This is a genomic window from Halobellus ordinarius (genome assembly GCF_031823395.1).
GTDB lineage: Archaea > Halobacteriota > Halobacteria > Halobacteriales > Haloferacaceae > Haloquadratum > Haloquadratum ordinarius.
In genome coordinates, this window is record NZ_JAVQKJ010000006.1 from 277,621 (window position 1) to 300,362 (window position 22,742).

Annotated in this window: 19 protein-coding genes; 8 read left to right on the forward strand and 11 right to left on the reverse strand. The window is 60.4% G+C overall.

What is annotated here, in order from left to right; all coding sequences use genetic code 11:
• Nucleotides 1-3: 3 nt before the first annotated feature.
• The 3 genes from RJT48_RS10450 to RJT48_RS10460 are packed head-to-tail and all read right to left on the reverse strand — an operon-like array spanning nucleotide 4 to nucleotide 3,667.
• Nucleotides 4-1,563, reverse strand: coding sequence for a UbiD family decarboxylase domain-containing protein (locus RJT48_RS10450; RefSeq protein ID WP_311172223.1), 1,560 nt, complete (start codon nucleotides 1,561-1,563; stop codon nucleotides 4-6).
• The gene (locus tag RJT48_RS10455) at nucleotides 1,560-3,167 is read right to left on the reverse strand and encodes a UbiD family decarboxylase (protein WP_311172224.1); all 1,608 of its coding nucleotides are present in this window, start codon (nucleotides 3,165-3,167) and stop codon (nucleotides 1,560-1,562) included. Before RJT48_RS10455 ends, RJT48_RS10450 begins: the two co-directional genes overlap by 4 nt.
• Nucleotides 3,164-3,667, reverse strand: a complete 504-nt coding sequence (locus RJT48_RS10460) for a hypothetical protein (RefSeq protein ID WP_311172225.1) — start codon at nucleotides 3,665-3,667, stop codon at nucleotides 3,164-3,166. Before RJT48_RS10460 ends, RJT48_RS10455 begins: the two co-directional genes overlap by 4 nt.
• Before the next feature lie 226 nt (nucleotides 3,668-3,893).
• Here RJT48_RS10460 and RJT48_RS10465 point away from each other — a divergent pair, with 226 nt between their 5' ends.
• The 3 genes from RJT48_RS10465 to RJT48_RS10475 all read left to right on the forward strand — a co-directional run bounded on the left by RJT48_RS10465 (nucleotide 3,894) and on the right by RJT48_RS10475 (nucleotide 6,720).
• Nucleotides 3,894-4,670, forward strand: a complete 777-nt coding sequence (locus RJT48_RS10465) for an enoyl-CoA hydratase/isomerase family protein (protein WP_311172226.1) — start codon at nucleotides 3,894-3,896, stop codon at nucleotides 4,668-4,670.
• Between the two features lie 507 nt (nucleotides 4,671-5,177).
• On the forward strand, nucleotides 5,178-5,978 hold the full coding sequence (locus tag RJT48_RS10470) for an IclR family transcriptional regulator (protein ID WP_311172227.1): 801 nt from the start codon (nucleotides 5,178-5,180) through the stop codon (nucleotides 5,976-5,978).
• 472 nt (nucleotides 5,979-6,450) lie between these two features.
• Entirely contained in the window at nucleotides 6,451-6,720 is a 270-nt protein-coding gene (locus RJT48_RS10475; RefSeq protein ID WP_311172228.1) for a hypothetical protein, read from the forward strand.
• 211 nt (nucleotides 6,721-6,931) lie between these two features.
• Here RJT48_RS10475 and RJT48_RS10480 read toward each other — a convergent pair whose 3' ends face one another.
• Nucleotides 6,932-8,131: an iron-containing alcohol dehydrogenase gene (locus RJT48_RS10480; protein WP_311172229.1), complete on the reverse strand. Its 1,200-nt coding sequence runs from the start codon at nucleotides 8,129-8,131 to the stop codon at nucleotides 6,932-6,934.
• Nucleotides 8,132-8,327: 196 nt separating this feature from the next.
• On the opposite strand from RJT48_RS10480, the gene RJT48_RS10485 reads away from it, so the two are divergent.
• The gene (locus RJT48_RS10485; RefSeq protein WP_311172230.1) at nucleotides 8,328-9,842 is read left to right on the forward strand and encodes an aldehyde dehydrogenase family protein; all 1,515 of its coding nucleotides are present in this window, start codon (nucleotides 8,328-8,330) and stop codon (nucleotides 9,840-9,842) included.
• A 513-nt stretch (nucleotides 9,843-10,355) separates the two neighbouring features.
• Here RJT48_RS10485 and RJT48_RS10490 read toward each other — a convergent pair.
• From RJT48_RS10490 to RJT48_RS10500, 3 genes are read right to left on the reverse strand one after another with little or no spacing between them, the layout of a single operon-like run.
• Nucleotides 10,356-11,234, reverse strand: a complete 879-nt coding sequence (locus tag RJT48_RS10490; protein WP_311172231.1) for a carbohydrate ABC transporter permease — start codon at nucleotides 11,232-11,234, stop codon at nucleotides 10,356-10,358.
• A gap of 1 nt (nucleotide 11,235) precedes the next feature.
• Entirely contained in the window at nucleotides 11,236-12,123 is an 888-nt protein-coding gene (locus RJT48_RS10495; RefSeq protein ID WP_311172232.1) for a carbohydrate ABC transporter permease, read from the reverse strand.
• Nucleotides 12,124-12,160: 37 nt separating this feature from the next.
• Nucleotides 12,161-13,507 (reverse strand): ABC transporter substrate-binding protein, encoded by a 1,347-nt coding sequence (locus RJT48_RS10500; protein ID WP_311172233.1) that lies wholly within the window; start codon nucleotides 13,505-13,507, stop codon nucleotides 12,161-12,163.
• Nucleotides 13,508-13,710: 203 nt separating this feature from the next.
• Between RJT48_RS10500 and RJT48_RS10505 the strand changes: the two genes are divergently transcribed.
• Complete coding sequence (locus RJT48_RS10505) at nucleotides 13,711-14,511, forward strand: sugar phosphate isomerase/epimerase family protein (RefSeq protein ID WP_311172234.1); 801 nt, start codon at nucleotides 13,711-13,713, stop codon at nucleotides 14,509-14,511.
• Between the two features lie 28 nt (nucleotides 14,512-14,539).
• Here RJT48_RS10505 and RJT48_RS10510 read toward each other — a convergent pair whose 3' ends face one another.
• Nucleotides 14,540-15,700 (reverse strand): ABC transporter ATP-binding protein, encoded by a 1,161-nt coding sequence (locus tag RJT48_RS10510; protein WP_311172235.1) that lies wholly within the window; start codon nucleotides 15,698-15,700, stop codon nucleotides 14,540-14,542.
• Between the two features lie 102 nt (nucleotides 15,701-15,802).
• A complete protein-coding gene (locus tag RJT48_RS10515) occupies nucleotides 15,803-17,005 on the reverse strand; it encodes an MFS transporter (RefSeq protein ID WP_311172236.1) in 1,203 nt (400 codons plus the stop codon).
• Between the two features lie 129 nt (nucleotides 17,006-17,134).
• On the opposite strand from RJT48_RS10515, the gene RJT48_RS10520 reads away from it, so the two are divergent.
• Nucleotides 17,135-17,827 carry an HAD family hydrolase gene (locus RJT48_RS10520; protein ID WP_311172237.1) on the forward strand — a complete coding sequence of 231 codons (693 nt, stop codon included), beginning with the start codon at nucleotides 17,135-17,137 and terminating at the stop codon, nucleotides 17,825-17,827.
• 31 nt (nucleotides 17,828-17,858) lie between these two features.
• On the opposite strand, the gene RJT48_RS10525 is transcribed toward RJT48_RS10520, so the two are convergent.
• Both RJT48_RS10525 and RJT48_RS10530 read right to left on the reverse strand, forming a co-directional pair.
• Nucleotides 17,859-18,701 carry an IclR family transcriptional regulator gene (locus RJT48_RS10525; RefSeq protein ID WP_311172238.1) on the reverse strand — a complete coding sequence of 281 codons (843 nt, stop codon included), beginning with the start codon at nucleotides 18,699-18,701 and terminating at the stop codon, nucleotides 17,859-17,861.
• Nucleotides 18,702-19,305: 604 nt separating this feature from the next.
• A complete protein-coding gene (locus RJT48_RS10530; RefSeq protein ID WP_311172239.1) occupies nucleotides 19,306-20,196 on the reverse strand; it encodes a dihydrodipicolinate synthase family protein in 891 nt (296 codons plus the stop codon).
• Nucleotides 20,197-20,535: 339 nt separating this feature from the next.
• On the opposite strand from RJT48_RS10530, the gene RJT48_RS10535 reads away from it, so the two are divergent.
• Together RJT48_RS10535 and RJT48_RS10540 are read left to right on the forward strand one after the other, a co-directional pair.
• Entirely contained in the window at nucleotides 20,536-20,919 is a 384-nt protein-coding gene (locus RJT48_RS10535; protein ID WP_311172240.1) for a response regulator transcription factor, read from the forward strand.
• Nucleotides 20,920-21,070: 151 nt separating this feature from the next.
• The gene (locus RJT48_RS10540; protein ID WP_311172241.1) at nucleotides 21,071-22,726 is read left to right on the forward strand and encodes a histidine kinase N-terminal 7TM domain-containing protein; all 1,656 of its coding nucleotides are present in this window, start codon (nucleotides 21,071-21,073) and stop codon (nucleotides 22,724-22,726) included.
• Nucleotides 22,727-22,742: the final 16 nt, after the last annotated feature.

Genomic DNA, 22,742 nt, shown 5'->3' on the forward strand with positions numbered 1-22,742 from the left:
ACGTTACTCCTCGGCCCCGTTTTCTGCGTCGATTTCGCCCGACGCCTCGCGGTGGTAATGTCCCGCCTCGTACTCCGGGCCGTGGTCGAAGCCGAGCGCCTCCCATTCAGCCCGGACCGCCTCTCTGAGATTTCTGGGGTAGGTCGTCTCGAAGGTGACTCGGGGAGCGATGTACTCCTCGTCCCATCGGGGGTCCCAGGCAGCGTTGACGTAGACGTTCGAACCTGTCGACCCGTCCCCCCGGTAGTGTGTCGCAGTCGCGGCCGGGGCTTCCGGATCCGAGAACTCCCAGTCGTTCGCCGGGTGGGCCTTCACCCAGATGTCGTCGAACGCGCGGCCGAGATCCATCGGTGCCGTCTCCGTATCCAGGACGACGACCTTGTCGAACAGCCGCGAAAACGAAAAGAGCGTGTTCGCCAGTTGCCACTCGAAGCCCGCGTAGAGAATCTCGCTTGCGACCAGACAGACGCCGAGTCCCGCCTCCGCGGGTAGTGCGAGCCACTCGACCGGCCTCACCCCCCAGTAGTTGTTCACCCGGCCGTAGAGGCGGGCGGATTCGATGATCGAAAGCAGGCTGCGGCCGTCTGACATCGCCGCTCCGGTCGGCGAGAAGGGGAGCAACGGATCCGGCCGTATTCGGACCGACTCGACCTGCGCCGTCATCGTCGCCGTCGTCACGGCGTGTTCCCACGGCGATTTCGGTCCCGCAGGCTCAGTGTCGGCGTCCGGTTCCGTGACGGTCGCCTCGACGACGATTTCGCTGTCGGCGGGGACCCCACCGGCCGCCGTCGGCGCGACCGGTACGTCGCCCAGGCTGTTTGCGACGCGTGGCGCGCCGTCGATGTGCGACTCGCCGATCCACCGCATCGTCGCCCCGATCAGCGCCGTGGGCGGTGCTCCCAGAACGAGAGACAGGGGTGCTCCCGACGATAACTCGCCTGCCGGCGTCGCCGGGACCGAGAGCCGCAGCCCGTCGCTTCCGTGGATCGATCCCCGAACGGGAAGCCAGTTGACGGCGTCGACGTCGACACGCTGGCCGTCCGAATCGCCAGCGGCGTCCGTGTGCTCGGCCCCGTCCGACTCGCCCGGCGGTCGATCCGCGATCTCCCGTTCGGATTCGTTCTCCGCCGGAACCGCGGCCAGCCCCAGAGTTATGACGGGGAGATCCGCTCCGTCGATCGCCGGGATGCCGAGAGATCGAAGGTCGGATTCGCGCCCCGTCGCGGCTAGGGTCGCGACGGGCGGCGCCGTTCCCCCCCGACGCGCACTCTCGAGCGTGTCGAGAACGTCGAGATAATCCGCATCGATCCCGAGTCCCAGGGCGGCCGCGATCCGTGACCACGGATCCCGGGGGCGCACCGAGAGCCGGTCGGGACCGCCGAGCGTCCCCGAGACTGGGCGGGCCGTCCCCCCGGTATCCGTCAGGAGAACCGCCGGCCCGTTCCCACGGGCCGCTTCGGCGGCAACTGCCGCGGCGGTATCAGCCCAGTGTGTCCGCTCGTCGATTTTGAGCAGGTCCTCGGCCGCGTCGAGTTCCGCCAGAAGGGAGCGGAGATCCGTCACCAGTCACCACCTCGTTCCATCATCCCTCCGTCGGCGTCGAATTCGACGCCGGCGCGTGAGAGGACCTCGCGAGCACGTTCGCGAAGCATCGTATCCGACGGCGAATGCTCCGGATCGTTCGGCGGCGAGCGTTCCGGGCCGTCCCCGTCGGTCGTCGCATCGATGTAGGCCTTTGCCGTCTTGGATCGGGACGTCCCCGTCTCCGCGTCGCCTTTCTCCTCCGGGGTCTGATAGATGTTCAGCGGGACTTTCGGCATCGCTTCGACGCCGAACTGGTGGAAGTCCGCGTCGGGATCAGCCGAGAGCGCGAGCGCCTCCAGGACGTCCCGCGTCGCAAGCGGATCCACGTCGGGATCGACGAACACGAAGAAATCGACGTGGAGCATTCCCCAGGTGGTGAAGATGAAGTTCGCCAGTTCGTGGAGATAGCCCGGCCGGGGCACGTCCGTCGAGACCACGTAGGCCGTCCGGGGAGTGAATCGCCAGGGGACGCACTTCTCGACGTCGTACCCCGCCGCGCGCAGTCCGAGCGTGGCGTCCGGGCCGATACAGGCCACCTCGGTGGTCGAACTCGTGTTCAGCGAGTAGCCCACACCCGAGCCTTCGACGCAGAACGGGATCAGCGGCTCCGATCGGTGGGTGATCGCCTCGACTTCGAGCACGGGCATCGAGCGTCGCGGCCCGTGCATATAGCCGAAGTAATCGCCGAACGGCCCCTCGTCGAGGCGCTCTCCGGGGATGATCTGCCCCTCGATGACCAGTTCGGCGCTGGCCGGCACTTTCAGGCTGTTGGTCGTACACTCGACGAGTTCGACCGGTTCGCGTTTGAGACCGCCGGCAAAGGCCGCCTCGTCGCTGCCGGTGGGGATCCACATCGAGGCGGTGAACTGCGCCGCCGGCTCGACGCCGACCGCGACCGCGACCGGCATCGGATCGTTCTGCCGCTCGTACCGGTAGTAAAACAGGTTCGGCGCCTGCTCGCCGGCCAGAAGGAGTACGCTCGCTCTGTCGCCGTCCTGTATCATCGCGCGGTGGGACGACCAGTCCGTCCACGAGGAATCCGGGTCCGGAACCACCATCGTGTGGAGATTCGAGTACCGGCCGCCGTCGGCGGCGTGGATGTACGGCCACGGGAGCGCAAACAGATCCGCGTCGCTGCCCCGGTGGATGACGTCTTTGCACGGTGCCGAATCGGCGTCGACGGTCGTCGGTTGTATCGGTGAACGCAGGCGGTCGATGAGCGTCTCGTAGTACGTATCGCCGTCCAGATCGGGCGGCAGTCCGAGCGCCCGCGCGACCCGATCCCACGGCCGCGCACGCGAGCCGCGATACGGATCCCCGACCAACCGGGCCGTGATCTCGCTGTCCGTGACCGACTCGAAGACCGGAATCCGGTCGTCCCGGTTGTTCGCCAGCATCGTGATCGCGCTGGCTTCCAGGTTCCAGGAGATATCCCGTTGGATCCGCGTCAGTTCGTCCGCGGCTTCCAGACCGGCCAGATACGCGCGCAGGCTATCGGCCGGTTCGTCGGGGCCTGGAGCGGCGACGCTGCCGCCATCCGAGAGCGGGTGCGTTCCGTCGGTGCTCCCCTCGGATCGTCTCATTCCTCATCACCGCTTCGCAGTCGCAACTCCATCTCCTCGCGCTCGCGTTCGGTGCGGAGGTCGACGTACCGGTCGACCAGTTCGGGCCGGGTTTCGGAGAGGTGATCCCGGAGTAACGACCGAACTGCCGTCGAGACGGAGTCGTACTCGCCGGTCTCGACCAGGTACGACACCAGTGTCTTCACGTCCTCTCCGCGGGCAGTCAGCACGTTCGATCCCTCCCGACTCTGCCGAAAGCACTCCCGCAGCACGTCCTCGTCGATACTCGTCTCCTCGACGTCGGTCTCGATAATCTCGATGTACCACTGCTCCTCGCGGTTTTCGTGCGGTCCGCGCAGGATCGTCAACGGGGCCGGGTCCGACAGCTCCGCGGGATCGCGAGCGATCCGCGCCCGCGTCGTGAAAATGTGCTTCGTCTCCTGATCCATCACCTGCATCGTGATCTCGCCGTCAGTGTCCGCAGGCAGGTGGTCCTCGGAGGTGATGTACTGGTCGCTCACGCGACCACCCCGCCGAGTCCGGGAGCCGTGTTCATATGGAAATTCCGGCGGCGAGTCGTTATAAAATCTTCCCGGCGATTCCAGCAACCGTGACGCTCAGATCGAGCGGGGTGGATCGATGACCCGTGAAACGGGGTCTCGCGATCGGATGAGCGAGGACCTGCAAACGCCACGAGGGTTCGTCGCAACAGACTGTTTTATGCCGTCGGAGCATCGAACCGCCGATATGGGTTTCGACACACTCGATGTCACCGTCGACGAGGGGATCGCTACAGTCCGTCTCGCGAACGACCCCGTGAACGCGATCAGCCAGGAGATGCGGTACGAACTGTCCGAGGCTGTCGACGTGCTCCAAGAAGACAGCGTTCGCGTCGGAATTTTCACCGGCACGCCCGACGTGTTCTCTGTCGGAGCCGATATCAGCCTCTTCGAGGAGGCTCAAGACTGGACGACCGCCGAGTTTCGGAAGAATAGCAAGATACTCGGGCGGGTTTTCGAGTCGATCGAAACGATCGAGAAACCGATGCTCGCCGCGATCGAAGGCACGTGTGTCGGCGGCGGTCTCGAACTCGCACTCGCCTGTGACGTTCGTCTGGTCTCGCCGGCTGCGACGGTGGGGTTCCCGGAGCACAACATCGGGCTGATTCCCGGACTCGGCGGTTGTTCGCGGTTCGTCCATCTCGTCGGCCCCGGCAAAGCGAAGGATCTGATCTTCAGCGGCCGGCTCATCGACGGGAAGGAGGCGGAGGAGATCGGTCTCGCCGAGCGGGTCGTCGACGATCCGGACGAGGCGGCCAGCGAGTACGCCGAATCCCTCCTCTCGAAGCCCCCGCAGGCGCTTGGGTTGGCGAAACGAACCGTCAACACCGCACGGGATGCGGATTTGCAGACGGCCGGTTTCGTCGAGTCGCTCGCACAGAGCACCCTGATCGAAACCGCAGATCACAAAGAAGGTCTCGAAGCGTTCCGCGAGGATCGTGAGCCGGAATTCACAGGGGAATGAATATATAAATATTAGAATAATTTTGAAAAATTTCTGCTATCGGTACAGTAGCTTTTATTATTTTTATCGCGGTCTCTGAGACTACTGTACCACGTTATAATATTCAGTTGCTGAAAATATCTACCATAATTATTCTGTTATTTAAGCCAAAAGGTATAATTTCGAATATGATTCTCTGTCCAGTTCTTCGAAGAGAGGTCGAGGTCAGTCAATCAGTTTCGATAAATCGAACTTCGGGATTACGGTCCCGCGATGCTCAATACGTTGTTCTCGTCGATAAACGCCTACAGCGGGTGCAATCCCAACGATGAGAAGACGTGAAATAATATTTGTACGCCTATTATTTTTTGCTCGTCGGGAGCCGCGAAGGTGAAATAGTTTCGCTCACCCGAACTAACGAACGACCGAATCAACGGGAGGAGGCAGTAGTGCGCCCATAGCCCCATCGCCACGGATTCGTTCTATCCTACCGAACTATTAATTCCCCCACGGGCGAACCGACGTAGTATGACGTCGACAGGTGACAGCATCGGGGTGGAGACGACGCAACTGTCGCTAGACATTTTAGATCTCGTCGCCGAACGGGACGGGGTGCGGCTTCGTGGCGTGGTCGAGGAGTTCGATGTGGCAAAGAGCACCGCGCACAAGCACCTGACGACACTGCGGGACAACGGTCTCCTGGTGAAGCACGGCGAGACGTACGACGTCGGGCTGAAATCCCTGAACCTTGGTGAGCGCGCGCGGAGCCAGTGGCCGGGCTACACGCACATCGAAGAGGCGATTGCGACGCTGACCGAGTTGACCGAAGAGGAGTGTGACTTCGTAGCGCCCGATCGAGGCCGGGTCATCACGATCGCCGAGTCGTATCACAAGTGGGCGAAATACGAGGGCACGAACGGCAGTTCCTCCAAGGAGTATCGCGCGCGAACGGGATCGTACTACCGTATGCACGCGACCGCCTCGGGGCTGGCAATCCTCTCGACGTACTCTCGGGACCGTATCGAGACGATCATCGATCGGTGGGGGCTCCCCGCGCGAACCGACTACACGATCACCACGCGAGAGAACCTGTACGAGAAACTCGATCAGATCCGGGAGCGCGGAATCGCAGTCGACAACCAGGGCTACACCGAAGGGATGCGGAGCGTCGGTAAGGCTATCCACGGACCGGGCGACAGGGTAATCGGTGCGCTCAGCGTCTCCGGTCCGACCTATCGGATCGACGGCGCAGTGCTCGAAGAGGAGATCCCCAACGCTCTCACCGACGTCGCCAGCGAGTTAGAGGAGCACGTCGGGACGGCGAACTGATGCCGAACTGATGCCGAGGGCCAGGTTGAACCATCCGAGGTGGTGGCCGTGGGTTTTCGCGTCGAGTCGATACGGTCCCGGGATCGGCGTGCCGTCGATAACTATAGTAGCGTTTGCAAGTCTTCACTCACATGATCGCATGACTGCGTGGAATCGAATGAGCAATCAGTTGCAAACGCTACTATAGCCCGCACCTTGCCACATCCGGCGGACGATAGCTTGTTCACCGAACTTCGGACCCCGATGTCGAGTGCAGTGTCGTCTCCGATATCGTGTCGTTGGCCGGTCCTCGCCCGCAGAACCGGACGTTTGGGTGTGATCGGATACGCAACCAGTTCCTTGCGCTACTATCGGAAACTCCGTGGAACGATGCTCCCCGCGACGACGAACGCTGAGATGGTGTGGACCGAGTGCAAGAGAGCCGGGTCGGCCAAAACTTTTTGCACTGCAAAAAAAGAGGTTAGGGTCACCTATGGGACTGCTTTCCAATCTCAAAGACAAACTCAACCAGGAGACCACCTCCCAGGAGACAGCCGGAGTGGACAAAGATCCCGACGCTACCCGGATTTTCTTCGCCACAGACGTCCACGGGTCGACGGCGTGTTGGCGGAAGTTCATCAACAGCGCAGACTTCTACGACGCCGACGTGTTGATCCTCGGCGGCGACACTACCGGGAAAGCGATCTTCCCCATCGTCGACGAGGGCGACAAGTACACGTACACCCTTCGGAGGCGTATATAAACCATCTCAGCTCCGCACGTCGAAATCGAAGCGTGACGTTGCGGTGCCGAATACGGATGAGACAGATGACGGCACCAGGACATCCCTATAGTAGCGTTTGCAAGTCTTCGCTCACACGATCGCACGATAGCGTGCGATCGGATGAGTAATCAGTTGCAAACGCTACTATAATATACCTTCCGCGGACGGCGAAAGTGGAGTGAGGGCTAAATCAGTATGCGTCGCGGGCGACTTCGAGTAGATCAGCCGCGTCGGCGTCGCGGGGGTTATCGTGGATTTCGATGGTGTCGAGTGATTTTTCGGCGATCGTTTCGAGATCGTCCTCCGCGACGTCCAGTTCGCTGAGACTCGACGGGAGATCCACTTCGTCGATCAGAGCCTCGACGGCGTCGACGGCTTCGTGAGCGGCTTCGACGTCCGAGAGTCCGGAGACGTCGATACCCATCGCATCAGCGACCTCGGCGTACCGGCCGGGATACTCCTCCAGGTTGTACCGCATCACTGGAGGCGTGAATACGGCGATCGCCTCGCCGTGGGGGATCTCCGGATACATCCCGCCGGTGACCTCCGCAAGCGAGTGGATCGCGCCGAAGCCGGCGAAGTTCTCACAGAATCCGGCCATGTGCGACCCGAACAGCATCTGTTCGCGTGCTTCCATATTCCCCGTCTCGTAGGCGTCACCCAGGTATTCCGGCACGAGCCCCATCACGTGTTTCGTGTAGGGCTTTACGAGTTCGGGCGCGCCCGCGGCGACGTGGTTCTCCAGCGCGTGTGAGAACGCATCGAAGCCCGTCGCAGCGGTCTGTCGTGGCGGCAGCGACGCCGTCAGTTCGGGATCGACGAGCGAGACGTCCGCGCCGAGATACGGCCCGTCGGGGTACAGCGGCGGTTGGCCGATCGCCATCTTGAACTCCCGCTCCTGTGCCGTGATCACGGCCCAGTAGTCGACCTCGCTTCCGGTGCCGGCAGTCGTCGGGATCGTAATCAGGGGGTGGGTGTGGTTCTCGACCGTCCCAGCGGTCACGTCTTCCGGTGTATTGACCTCGTAGTCGGCGAGACTCCCGGAGTTGGTCTTCATCAGCGTCGCACACTTCGCCGTATCGATGACGCTGCCGCCGCCGACAGCGACGACGACGTCGTATCCGCCACCCGACAGGACATCGAGTGTATCGTGTACCATCTCCGCGGTCGGATTCGGTTCGACCCCGTCGTAGACGTCGTATTCGATGCCCTCGGCTTCCAGTGAGGCCTCCACCCCATCGAGGATTCCAGCGGCCCGGATTCCCTGGTCGGTGACCAGCAGGGCACTGTTCCACCCTTTCGCGTCGATCACTTCCCCCGCTCGTTTGCTTTTCCCGTTCCCGAACTCGACCCAGATCGGAAACGAGAGCGTGTACTCGCCGAGACTCATCGTTGCACCCGGCCGGCGGGGATCCAGTTTCGATTCGGATTACTCTCTGCTTGGGCGTAGCTGTTTCGTTGCATCCGTAGTAAACTCGAACAACTCTATTATAAAATATTTTTGTTAGTGTGAATATTGCTTATTCTTGTCCGAAGCTCCCGAGAGCCGCGTAAAGATTTTTGAGTTCCGAAACGAGAATGCCCGTATGGCGAGTTCCTCACCAGAGGGCAGTACCGTCACCGATAGACATCGATCGAAGCACCAGGAAGTGAGAGCCGAGTTCGAGTTCGGTCCGTGGATCGGCGGAGAGCATCAGCCCAGCGGAACGGAGCAGGCGGTCCGTGATCCGGTGATCGACGAGGCTATCGTCGAGATCCCCCACTGCAGTGCCGCGGCGGTCGACGAGGCGGTCGAGGGCGCCTGGGACGCCTTCGAGAATCGCTGGGAGGAGGCGAGCGCCCGCGACCGGTCTGCTCGCCTGTTCGAGTGGGCCGATGTCCTGTCGGATCACGTCGAGGAACTTACTCTCCTGGAATGTCTGGATTGCGGCAAACCGATCACGCAGGCGCGCGGCGAAGTCGAAGGGGCGATCGATACCATCGAATTCTACGCATCCGTCTGCCGGGCACAGCGCGGAAGCGAGGTTCCGGCCGGCGACGACCTCCATCTGTACACGACCCAGGAGCCGTACGGCGTCGTCGGGCAGATCGTCCCGTGGAACTACCCGCTGTGGGCGGCCGCCTGGAAGCTGGGGCCCGCACTCGCCGCCGGTAACGCCTGTGTGTTGAAGCCTGCGAGCGACACCCCGCTCTCGACGATCCGGGCGGCACAGCTCTCGGAGGGGATCTTCCCCGACGGCGTCCTCAACATCGTTCCGGGATCGGGATCCGAGGTCGGGCAGGCGATCGCCGAACACGACGACGTTCGAAAGGTTTCGTTCACCGGCAGCACCGACGTCGGAAGCGGGGTGATGCGGGCCGCCGCGGAACGGGTTGCTCCGGTCACGCTCGAACTCGGCGGCAAATCCCCGTTCATCGTCTTCCCGGATGCGGATCTGGAGAAGGTCGTGCAGGCGGTCGCCGACGGGATCTTCTACAGCACCGGCGAGATCTGTGACGCTTTCTCCCGGGCCCTCGTGCACGAATCGATTGCCGAGGAGTTCACAGAGCGGTTCGTCGATACCGCCGAATCGTACGTGCTTGGAGACCCGCTATCCGAGGAGACGACGATGGGACCGCTCACGTCACAGAGCCAATTCGAGACGGTGAGCGACTACATCGAGATCGGGAAAACCGAGGCAGAGTTGCTCAGTGGCGGCGGCACCCCCGACGACCCCGAACTATCCGATGGGTGGTACGTCGAGCCGACCGTCTTCGGCGGTGTGACAAACGAGATGACGATCGGCAGCGAGGAGATCTTCGGCCCGGTGCAGACGATTATGACCTTCGAGGACTACGAGGAGGCGATCGAACTCGCAAACGAGACACAGTACGGCCTCGCCTCCGGAATCGGAACGGAGCGCACCTCACTCGTCCACCAGACCGCAGACGACCTGGATGCAGGCCTGGTGTACGTCAACGAGTACGGCCCGATTCTTCCTGACGCCCCATACGGTGGATTCAAACAGTCCGGGTTCGGGAAAGATCTGGGTCTGGAAGCACTCGAACACTACCAGCGTCAGAAGAGTGTCTACGTTAACCTTGACGACCCCGAACTCTGAGTTCTCCGGGTGCGGCGCTCACCTATTCTCTTTGCTGTTCAGCGTAGTTTCGTTGAACGAAACGATAGGGGCGGTTGTCGCTGGACCGGAAACCGACAGGCCCGCAGAGGCCGGGAAAGGCCGATAATCCGCCTCCAACGTATGTGGTAACACATCACGTATAGGGGGAGAAACCGCCCGCCAGACTGCAACCTCAGTTCGGCTCAGCAAAACTATAACCGGAATTCGGGAGGAGTCTCCACAATCATAACAAATGTACTATTGTTATTTAAAAGAAACTGGAGGACATAGAAACATAAAATACGTGAAATATATCGGTGCTGTCCGGGTGTTTCGTGAGATGATATGTAAAAGTTCGATGCAGTACAACTACCTCTCAGTCATCTTAAAGAGACAAACTCAGGTATGACACCGGCCGAGCCAGTGAAAATAGGGGATACTGGTCGTGGAAGTCAGATGTGAACACAGAAATTGTCCCGGAGAAATCGCCCGAAGCAACGGAGCGAGAAGGTGCTACTTCGTCTGCACGTTAAACGTCTCCAACAGCGGCTTGTTGGCGAGAATCAGGATGACGAGCGGCGGGAGCAGCGCGAGGATGGTGCCCGCCATAATCAGTCCCCACAGCGTCTCGCCGGCCGCCTGCGCACCCTGGAGCTGTTTCAGACCGACCTGGACGACCTGGTTGCTCTCCGATTGGATCGCGACCAGCGGCCAGAGGTACTGGTTCCAACTCCAGATGAACGCGATGACGTACAGGCCGATGAGCATACTCTTCGACATCGGAATCAACACGTACACCAAGAACTTGATCGGGCCGATTCCGTCGAGTTTCGCGGTTTCGACGATCGACTCCGAAATCGACTCGAAGTGCTGACGAAGCAGCAACACCGACGTCGCACTGGCGAAGTACGGCATCACCAAAGCCAGCATCGTGTCGTTCCAGTTCAGATCGACCATCATCTCGAACAGGGGGACGATCCGGATCGGCACCGGCAGCGTCAGCGTCAAGAGGATGAAGATGAACGTCGCCCGCTTGAACCGGAAGTCGAAAAACACGATGGCCAGCGCTGCCAGAAGCGAAATTCCGACCTTGCCGACGGAGATGAGCGTGGCCATCACGAAACTGTTTTTCAGGTAGTTCGCGAACCCGTGTTCCTGCAACACCGCCGAGTAGTTGCTGAGACCGTCACTCCCGATTCCGAGGAAGGTGAAATTCAGGATCTCGCCCTTCGTCTGTGTACTCATCAGTGCCACGAGCACCACCGGCAGCAGGAGGACGACAATCGAGAGCAAAAGCGTCCCGTGGAGCTTCCACTGTCGTCTGATCCGGCGCTTGTACAGGTGGGCGTTCTTCGCGACCGTCTCGAGGTCGGGAATGTCGACGGGGCTCATCTCACCCACCTCCGTAGTGTGCGTACCGGTCAGACATAATCAACTGGACGATCATGAGTCCTCCGACGAGGACGAACAGGATGAGCGACTGTGCCGCGGCGAGTCCCATCTGGCTGGAGCTGAACGCGGTCTGGTACAGCTCGTAGATCAGTACCGTCGTCGTGTTCCCCGGACCGCCGCTGGTCATAATGTCGATGACGGGGAACGGGAGGAAGAACGCGTAGACGGTGTTCATAATCACCAGGAACCCGATGGTCGGCGAGACCAGCGGGATGTACACCCGAGTCAGCAGTTTCAGATGGCCGATGCCGTCGAGTTTCGCTGTCTCGTCGATCGTCGCGGGGATGCTGCTGAACGCGCCGACGAGGAAGATGACGTTGTAGCCGATCATCTTCAGGATGGTCGTCCCCGAGACGACGGCCAGCGCCTGGAGGTCGTTCGACAGCCACTCCAACCTGATCCCGGTCGCGGCCTCCAGTGCGAACGTGAAGATCCCGACGGTCGGATGGAGCAAAAACAGCATAATCGTCGCTACGATGGCGAACGAAAACGAGTACGAGAGGATGCCCGAGATCAGATAAAAGGACTTGGCGAACTCGATCTGGTAGATCAGGTAGCTCAGATACAGCGCGATGGCCAGGGAACCCACGACGACGACCACCGCGAACGCCAGAGTGATCAGGAAACTGTACTGGTACCGGCCGCTGGTCAGCAGCCACTCGAAGTTTTCGAGGCCGACGTACTGCTGTCGTGCGCCCGCGGCGACCGTCTTGTACAGGCTGAGACGGAACGTCTCGATCGCGGGGTAGTACAGAAACGCGACGCTGGCGGACAGTGTCGGCAACAGCAGCAGAGCGGCCTTCCATCTGGATTGATATATTTCGCTCATAAAACCGGTGGATGAGGATCTGATTTCGACCCCGTCGTTAGGCCCGTTCGTAGCGTTCCAACTGCCGGTCGCCGAACTCCTTGATGGCCCCCGTCGCCTCGCTGATCGCCCTGCCCTGCAGCATCTCGTCGGACTGGCTCTCGACCTCCTGGTAGATGTCCGAGGCCGGGCCCATCAGGATCCCCTGGTTCATCGCGTGTTCCTCCCACGCTTGGTACTGCTCGTAGGAGACTTTGAAGCTGTCGGGGTTGTCCTCGTAGAAGCCCTCATCCTCGAGGATGGTGAAGGACTCCTCGTGCGACGGGAAGTAACCGGTCCGCCGGGAGTAGTAGGCCTGCTGCTCCGGGCCGGTCATATCCTGGAGGAACGTCGCGACCGCCTCCCGCTCGGCGTCGCTGCGGTCTTTATCGGAGACCCAGACCGCGGCGCCGCCCATACTGTGCCCGATACGGTCGCCTGGTACCGGGAGCGGCGCGATCCCGACGTTGATGCCGTTCTCCTCGAACCCAGCGAGGAGGTACGCCAGCGATCCCGAGGAGTTCATATGCATCGACGCGACGCCGTTCTGGAATGCCTGCTCGGAGGCGCCCCAGTTCTTGATGCCGGGGTTGTGGTACGCGTCGCCCAGATCGTTCATCCAGTAGTCGAACACCTCTTGGGCGGCGTCGCTGTTGTAGTACACCTCGGTCGGCTCGCCCGCGCGGCCGTTCTCCTGATCGCAGACGAACTGCTCCTGTTCGCCCATCCAGCTGTTGATCCACCAGTTGTGGTTCGGCCAGCTGACGCCGTAGTCGGCGACGCCCTCGTCGACGATCGTGTTCGCGGCGTCGGCCATCTCCTCCCAGGTTCCGGGGGCGGCCTCGGGGTCGAGTCCCGCCTCCTCGAAGTGATCTTTGTTGTAGTACATCACGATCTGGGAGTTGTTGAACGGGATCGACCACGTAGTGCCCTCGATGACGCTCGTCCCGACGGCCGGTCCGATGTAGTCGTCGGGGGTGATGTCGGGCCAGACCTCCTCGACCGGCGTGAAGAAGCCGCTGTCCTTGGCGATGATCGCGTCACCCTTGTCGAGATGGCCGACGTCCGGGGGATTGCCCGCGTTGGCCGCGTTGAACAGCGCCGAGCGCGACTCCGCGTAACTGCCCTGGGCGGACATATCGATGGTGATGTTCGGGTGTTCCTCCTCGAAATTCGCCACCATCTGGGTGAACGTCTCTTCGTAGTACCCACCCCACGCAGGCCAGAAGGTCACAGTTACCTCCTCCTCGCCAGCGTCGCCGACGGTGGTCCCTTCCGAGTCCGTCTCCGTTGCTGTCGACCCACCCTCGCCTTCGGTTTCGGTGTCCTCGGAACCGCCGTCTCCCGTACAACCGGCTAACCCCATCGCAGCCGTGGTGCCGCCGGCCACGAGGAATCGACGACGGGAGTAACGGCCTCCGCTTCTGTTGGAATGGCTACGTGACATAGTCGCATCGCACTGTTTTGAACCGATTCGTATTAATATTTCTTAATTATCCTGACACTATTCGGGCGGATCAGACATCGGCGGGGAAAGAGCTACTTTTCCGCGGGCTGACAACGTGACTGATGCGAACAGGATTCGTCAGTTTCGATCGGGAAGCGTACTCGGAATCGATCGCACACGCAGACGAACTCGGCTTCGATTACGTCGAACTGATGATGGACGGCGACGCCCACCGTGATCAGCTTGAACGTGATAGCGACGTCGTGACCGACGCGCTCGCGACTCACGATGTCGATCTTCTCGTCCACCTCCCATATCCGATGCTCATCGGCTCGCCGCACCGCCACCAGCGGACGGGCGCTGTCGAGGAGCTGAAGCGGTGTATCGAGGTCGCAGCTACACTGGGCGCCGAGAAGGGGGTTCTCCATCCCGACTCGTACGCTTGGCGACGCGTTTGGGACCGTGACGAACTGAACTCGATGCTCATCCCCTCAGTTCGCGAACTGGATGAGTTCGCCGCGGAACACGAATTCGAGATCTGCCTGGAGAATCATTACGACGACGTCGGCTCACTCGACGTCCACGGCTTCGACGTGGTGCTTTCGGAAACGGATACCTCGATGACGTTCGATACCGGTCACGCGGCGATCTCGGGAATGACGGAATCGGAGATGGCCTCGTTCCTCACCGAACACGGAGAGCGGGTCTCACATCTCCATCTCAACGACACGCGGCACCCGGACACCGGGTATCAGGGGAAAGACGAACATCTGCCGCTGGGGTACGGGGGCCTCGACTTTGCGACGGCGCTCCAGCCCGTTCGGGAGGGAATCTGGGACGGCACGCTCTCTATCGAACTGGACACTGCGGACTTCGAGTATCTCGAGGTGAGCAAACGGCGGCTCGAACGGATCCTCGCCTGAACCGTCGCCCGGGAGAGACGCAAGCCCCTCAGGCGGTAACTTCTCGCTCGATTGCGTGGGCCGAGTGATACAGTACGTCACCGGTCTCGGCGTCGAAGAGATGGAGTCGCTCGGGGTTACAGACCAGCGATACCGTGTCGCCGCGGGACACGTCGGCGTGCGCATCGAGTTGAATCCGGACCTCCTGCTCGCCGATCATCCCGTACACGAGCGAACTGTCACCGAGCGGTTCGATCACGTCGACGGTAAGCGACAGCGGGGTCTCCTGCTCGAAGTCGGAGGTGGACGCGAGATGGATGTCCTCGGGTCGGATACCGAAGGTGACTTCGCCGAGTTCCAACCCCCGAAGGTCGCCGTTCTCGGGCAGGGTGATCTCGAAGTCCTCACGGGCGTGTTGGGCCTCGATGGAAAAATCGCCGCCCTCCTGTCGGAGCTCCGCCGGGATCAGGTTGATCGGCGGCGAGCCGATGAACTCCGCGACGAACTCGTTGTCCGGGAAGTCATAGAGTGTCTGCGGCGGGTCGACCTGTTGGATCTGCCCTTCGTTCATCACGACCACCTTGTCGCCGAGCGTCATCGCCTCCGTCTGATCGTGTGTCACGTACACGGTCGTGGTCCCGAGCTCCTGGTGGAGTTCGTCGAGTTCGGTCCGCATCTCGATCCGGAGTTTCGCATCGAGGTTCGAGAGGGGTTCGTCGAGCAGGAGTACGTCGGGATCTCTGACGAGTGCCCGTCCGAGCGCGACGCGCTGGCGCTCACCGCCGGAAAGCTGCTTGGGCTTGCGGTCCAGGAGGTCTGCGATGCCGAGTGTGTCGGCGGCTTCCCGGACCCGTTCGTCGATCTCGTCGCTGGAATACGTCTCGGAGCCCGAGTTCATCCCGAACGTCATATTCCGTCGGGCGCTCATATGCGGGTACAGTGCGTAGTTCTGGAACACCATTGCGACGTTCCTGTCTTTCGGAGGCGTGTCGTTCATCAACCGATCGTCGAAGTACAGTTCCCCCGACGTGATGTCTTCGAGCCCTGCAATCATCCGCAGGGTCGTGCTCTTGCCGCAACCGCTCGGCCCGACGATGACGATGAACTCCCCAGGTTCGACCTCGAGGTCGATCCCTTTGACCGCGATGAGCGACCCGTAATCCTTCGTGAGGTCCTGCAGCGAGACGCTGGTCTCCGACGATGGATCCATATGTTCTTCGAAATCTCTGCTTCCTCCATACTTAATATTTGTGCCGGTACCGGGAGATGGCGGTCCTGAGAGACTATCCCCCCTCGCAAGCGCCGCTTCAGTTCAGAATACGCTTTCATCCGCATCGTGGCCTCCCAGTGCTGGCGAGTTCCGAGATATCAGGAGGAGGGCGAGGCCTGCGAGCAGGATCGCAGACACAAACGCATATGCGAGACCCCATCCAGCCGTATCTGCGATCGTTCCCGTCACGGTTCCGCCGAGAGAGCCAAGCAGGATGTATGCGGTTCGAAACACGCCGAATGACTCCGCACGGTCGCCTTGGTCACTCGCCGCGAGCAGTTTCGACTGCAACGGAACGTTGAATCCCATCGTCAGAGCCGCAGCCGCCGCACCGACGATCACGGCGGGACGCGTGGATGCGACGACGAGGAAACTGTGACTGATGACGCCGATTGCGAGCGCGGCACCGACGACCACAATCGGCCGAAAGCGGTCGCCACACCAGCCAGCGATCGGATGCGTCGCGCTGACGATCAGAAAGTATAGCGAAAACACAGCGCCCGCCAGCACGGAGTCGAAGCCGTGATAGCGAATGAGAAACGTCGGCAGAAACGTAATGTTCGCCAACGCGACGAACTCGCCGATGCCCGCGACAGTCGTTATTGAACCGATCCTTCGCAGATAGCCCACCCCGGAACGGAGCTGATCAAGCAAGCCTGTGGCCGGAGTCGTCGGCTCAGTCGGCCGCGTCGGTTCCACAAAAACGGCTGCTAACCCGGCCACCGGCAGCGCGACGGCCGCACCGAGCAGGAGTCCGATCCGCCACGAGTACCAGGCGCTGATCGTGGCTGCAACGATTGGGACGACAAGCCCCGCGGCCTGTGATCCGATGCGATGGATACCAAGCGCCCAGCCTGTTCCCTCAAACTGATCGTCGAGCGACAGAACGCCCACGTTGTAGTAGAGGCCGAGACTGCCACCCAGCAACACGACCACGACCGCGAAAATCAAGATCGACGGTGCCGCTGCGAGCAACACGCTCCCGAGAGCCCCGCATAGCAGCACAAAAAGTATCAGTCGGCGTCGTCCGTACCGATCCGCCAGGATCCCGCTCGGCAGTTGTGCGATCGCATACGCCGCCCAGAGGCCCGTCATTGCGGTACCGACCGCGCCAGAGGTCGTTTCGAGTGACGTCGTTATTTCGGGAACCAACGGCGCGACTGCCAGCGGTTCGATCCGTGTCGCAAAGTACGAAAGCGTGTAGACTGCCAGTAAACCGTGGCGCTGCCGGTGGAACGAACGCATCCGTCTACCCACAACTCCTCTGGGCAGGGTACCTAATTGTTCCGCCGGGGAGCGCCTCAGAGAAAATTTCTTATGTCTCCATTGGAAGCGCATAGGTACGGACATCCGGAGCGGACGAGAGGATTCCATATGAACTACGATACGATCATCTTCGACAGCGACGGGGTGCTCGTCGAGCCGACAGACCCGGCCGTCCACCGAACTGCCGTCCGCAAGGCGTTTCTCGAATTCGGCGTGGTGGACGTCGACGCCGAGACGGTCGAGTACCTGGTCGAGATTACCGGTGACGAACGTGACAAACTCTCGGCGGCGAACGTCCGTCGCGTCTGCGAGGAGTTCGGAATCGAACCCGAACAGTTCTGGCGTCGACGGGAGCAACTCGCTGTGGAGGCACAGGCCGAGGAAGTCGAGCGGGGCCGAAAGTGCACGTACCCCGATGTCGGCGTCGTCAACATCTTGGATGCGCCAGGGAAGGACCTCACGCTCGCAGTCGTCAGCAACAATCAGGCAGGGACGGTCACGAACTCCCTCGAGGCGTTCGACCTCGCTCCCCACTTCGATGCGATCTACGGGCGGGAACCGACGCTTGCGGGGCTCGATCGACGGAAGCCGGACACGTACTACGCCGAAAAGATCTTAACGGAGTTCGGCGGCGATCAGGTGCTTTTTGTGGGTGACAGCATCGTCGACATCCAGACGGCCGACCGTCTCGGGATCGACTCCGCGTTCCTCCACCGGGATCATCGGGCGTCCTACCAGCTCACGGAATCACCGAAGTACGAGATCGACGGGCTCGAAGGCCTCCTGGAGATCGTTTCCTGAAATCCGAAAAGCGAGCGAAGCCTTCCGCACCTCACGTCGAACCGAGCGGTTGTCTCTCGACGACGCTCGATCGATCGACGATCGCCTCTTCGAGCGCCTCACTGGCCTCTTCGAGCGCGTTCGGGATCTCCCGCTCCAACACGACTCCGTTCATCCGATAGGTCGGCCCAGCCACGTTCAACGCTCCGAACACGCCACCGTTCGGATTTTCGACGACTTTCGCGACGCTTCTGAGACCCTCGGCGTACTCTCCGTCGCTGATCGCGTACCCTCGCTCCCGGATCTGTTCCAGTTCTGCGAACAACTCCGTCTCGGAAGTAAGCGTGTTTTCAGTTCGTGCCGGCAACCCCCACTGGTCGATGATCCGTTCGACTTTCCGATCGGGGAACTCCGCGAGGATCGCTTTGCCGGCGCCAGTCACGTGCATGTGATAGTAGTTACCAACCTGAGACCGACGTCGTTCCGGATCACTACCGTCTCCGCTGTCGGAGTATCTGACCATCCTGTGGTACTTTCGGTACGATTTGCCGATCGTGATCACCCGGCCACGATCTTCAGTCAGGAAATCCACTTCTTCGCCGGTCTCGTCGTTGAGTTGCGAGACGGCGTCTTCGATCGCCTGCAACGGCCACTGGCTCCTGACGTACTCCCCGAAATCGAGGAACTTCAGTCCCAGATGAAACGTTTCCCCATACCGGGTTACGAAACCGGCCCTCTGGAGTGTCCTCAGATGCCGATGGACCGTACTCGTCGCTTTGTCCAGTTCGTCGGCGATTCCGTTCAGATCGGCGCCCTTCTCTCGACGGATGATCTGGAGGATGTCGAGCGAGGTCCGGGTAGTCTTCACCGAGGCGCCCGAGGGATCGTCTGTCATACGTGGAGCTACGTCCTTGACCTTTTTAAAAATACCCCAGAATGGAATCACTAAATACGACTACGCGAGGGACGTTTTTCCCACCCTACCGAGTCCTCGCTGTCGGGCGACTTAGGTCAGTTCTGCAACTGATCGATTCGAAACTATTCGATGAGCTCACCGGAACGATCAAACGGAAACACCACATATCGAAGCATCCGTTCCGCAGAATAACTCCGTCGGTGCGTTCTTTCAGTAATTGGGACGATTGAACCGGTCTGTCGTATTTTGGCTGTCGGTCTCGTGGGGATAAAAAATATGCCGAGTTCATTTATAAATATCCCAGGATATGGGAGACCAGGTCGTTTTTCACCCCCTCGATTTCTATTTTATATAGTTCTAAGTATAGATACCAAACGTACATTTGTTACGATGAACCGGGCCTATGGTATCACAGTTTTATATAAATAACAGTACTTTATCGTATTTATCAATATTCTTATTTAATCTTTATTTATTTTAACGTGAATTTACGCTTACTGAGGTCTCATTGAACCATAATCAAATACAGAGTGTTTTAATCACCATTCAAAATTTATACTATGTGATTTGATAGGATTAGGCACTACTCCTCCAGATATTCATACTCTTTAGGGAGTATTTTCAGGTCACTATCGACATCGGTTGCAGTCAACGGTGGTCGCACGTCGGACGAAGCGATGATATCGCGTTCAGCGAGCAATGCTTTCGTCGCGGGGGCAAACCCGTCCCGCTTGCACACCTCGAAAAGGGGTTCGATCATCCGATGGTGCTGGTGTGCAGCTTCCTCGGTGGCCGTCGTCCGATAGAGTTCGGTATAGACGGAGGGAACCACGTTCGCGAGCGCGTTGATTCCTCCATCGAACCCCATTCGCAAGGAGGGGAGCAAAAGCGGGTCGTACCCCTGGAAAAGCAGAAAGTCCTTCGGTGTCTGATGCTTCGCCCGAAGGCCGTAAGCCAGGTCACCACTGGAATCCTTCAGTCCGGATATCTGCTCGTGAGTGGCGAGCGAAGCGACAGTCTCGACCGGAATCGATTCACCGACACACGACGGGATATTGTACAGAATCAGTGGAAGCGGACTCCTGTCAGCGACGCTCGTGAAGAATCGTTCGAGTCCCGGGTTCCGGTTCGAGTTGTGGAAGTACGGCCCAGTGACGACGGCAGCGTCCACGCCGAGGTCGGCAAGCGTTTCGATCCAGTCGACGGTCTCAGCGACGGTCGTCCCGCTGCCACCAGCAATGACCGGGGTATCCGCCCCGACGGATTCGATAGTCCGTTCGACCAACTGTCGTCGCTCTGTCCGGGTCAGACTCGCGGACTCCCCGGTCGTCCCGCACGGGAAGAGACCGCTGACGCCGCCTTCGCGGACGTGCGTGAGCAACTGCTCGAAAGAGTCCCAGTCGATCTCTCCGTCGACCATCGGTGTCGCAAGCGGCGGTGAGATGCCCTCGAGTGCGCGGAGATTCGGATCCATACCCGTCTGTTACGAACGATACTGTACATAAAACGAGGGGAGTCAGTCGAAAAGAGCCTCCGGAGAAAGTCGACCCGAGGGTGCGACTCGAATCCCGCCGGCGGCAAACGGCGTTCTCATTGCTCGTAATAGCGTAGGTATTACTTGTCATAAATCGATAAAATACGGATAGTAGACGGCATACGTAGCTGGCAGCGGGAGGATTGAATTTTTGACTGCCCCGCGCAGTCAGCGAGATATGCATTCGACATCCCGTCAAAAACCGAATGAACTGTAATCCCCTTTCAATCCTAATTTTGTAGGTCGGTTCGTCAGGTTCCTGTAACCAAATTCGATAGTATGGCCACGCAGGAAACAACTGGTGGTTCCAGTCCGGACGAGGCAGAACCCACGGTCCTGTTTGTCGACGATGACCCGCAACTGACGGCCCTCTACGAGGCACAGTACGGGGCGGAGTTTACTGTCGTGACTGCCACGAGTGGCGAAACCGCATTGCAGGAATTCGGAGATCACATCGACTTCGCGTTCTTCGACCGCCGAATGCCGGATTTACGCGGAGAAGAAGTCATCCGCCAGGTTCGAAACGAGGGATACGAGACGCCAGTCGGCATTATCTCAGCCGTCGACGCCGAATCGAATCTCTCCGTCGACCCGGACGTCTATCTGACAAAACCACCGTCCGTCGAACGGGTCACAGAAACCGTGTTGGAGTACTGGGGTTGATTCACCTGGAAAAAGTGTAAACTACTCGTTGGTGCAGTCGTGCCCAGACAGCCTTTTATACCGCCTCGTTGAATACCGAAAGTAACAGTTAGTGTATTCAACAATTTCGTCCGGGAGGGGGTGGCGGTCTCGGGAGTAACTGACTGACAAGATGTTACAAACTGTATATCTGACGCTGCTCGCGGTGACCTGTATATTAGGCGTCGGCATCGCGTATTCCGCGTGGACTCACCGCGAGATTCTCGGGGCACGACCGCTGGTCCTGACGTGTGTTGCCGCGGTAGTCTGGGCAGGCGGGTCATTCGGACTCGTGACCGTCTCGACGCCGATGGCCGAACTGCGATGGTTGCAGATATCGTATTTCGGGATCGTCGCCTCACCGGTCGGGTTTCTCCTCCTCGCGGTCCTCTACACTGGCTACGTCGAGTCGTTTCCGACGCGTGCCGCCGCCGTTCTCGGTGGATTCGCCGGAGCGTTTCTACTCCTCGTCTGGACGAATCCGAGCCACCATCTCTACTGGGCCGGGATCGACTATTCGGCTCCCGTCCCCGCAGGACTCTCGACGACTCCGGGGCCGGGATTTCTGGCTTTCGTCGTGTTCACGTACGTACTGCTATTGTTCGGGTCGTTTCTGTTCCTCAGATACGTCGTCACCGCCCCGAACCTCTACCGGCGCCAGAGTGCGATGCTGATCATCGCCGTCGCAGCGCCGTGGGCGGCGAACATTCCCCACTCCTTGCAGTTGATGACCGCGGATTTCACACCGATTTCACTCCTGGTTACGGTAAGCGCGATCTGGGTGGCGATGTTCCGCTATCGCCTCGCCGAAGTCGGCCCGGTCGCCCTCCGAACGGTGTTCGAGAACATCTCGTCGGCCGTCTGCGTGCTGGACCGACACGACAGAGTCGTGGATATCAATGGGGCCGGAATGGAACTGTTCGGCGTCTCCGAGGACGTGATCGGCGCGCGGTTTCGGGAGATCGTTCCCACGACTGCCCTCTCCGATCTCGTCGACGGAACGGGGCGAATCCAGGAGATCATCAGGATCGACGAGTCCGAGTCCGAAACGCGGTACTACGAGGTGTCCGTGACACCGACGAACCCCGGCCAGGGGGGACGGGACAGTCGTGTTGTCGTAATCAACGACGTCACGACCCTCAAACTGCAGCAACGTCGACTCGCCGCACAGAACGAGCGCCTCGATCAGTTCACCTCGGTGATTTCACACGATCTCCGGAACCCGTTGAACGTCGCCCAGGGACGGCTCGAACTGGCTCGCGAGGAGTGTGACAGCGAGCACCTGACGGCCGCCGCGGACGCCCACGCCCGGATGGACGAACTGATCGAGGATCTCCTCGCGATGGCCCGAGGCGGACGGAGCGTCGGCGACAGGGAGACGGTTTCGGTCGAAGAGCTTGCCACCCGTGCCTGGGCGACGATCGAATCTCCCGAAGCCACCATCGAAACCGACATCGAGCGAACGGTTGCTGCCGATCCTGGCCGGCTCCGACAGGCGTTCGAGAACCTCTTCCGGAACGCGATCGAACACGGCGGCAGCGACGTAACGATCACTGTCGGAGAGCTGCCTGAGGGGTTCTACGTCGAGGACGACGGCAACGGGATCCCCGAATCTCAACTCGACCAAGTGTTCGAGGAGGGCTTCTCGACGAGCAACGAGGGAACGGGACTCGGGCTGAATATCGTGCGACAGATCGTCGAGGCCCACGAGTGGCAGATCCGGGTGAAAAACGGGTCGAAGGGTGGCGCGCGGTTCGAGATAACCGGCGTCGAGTTCGTCGGCGAATAGCAACCCGAGGTCGCGA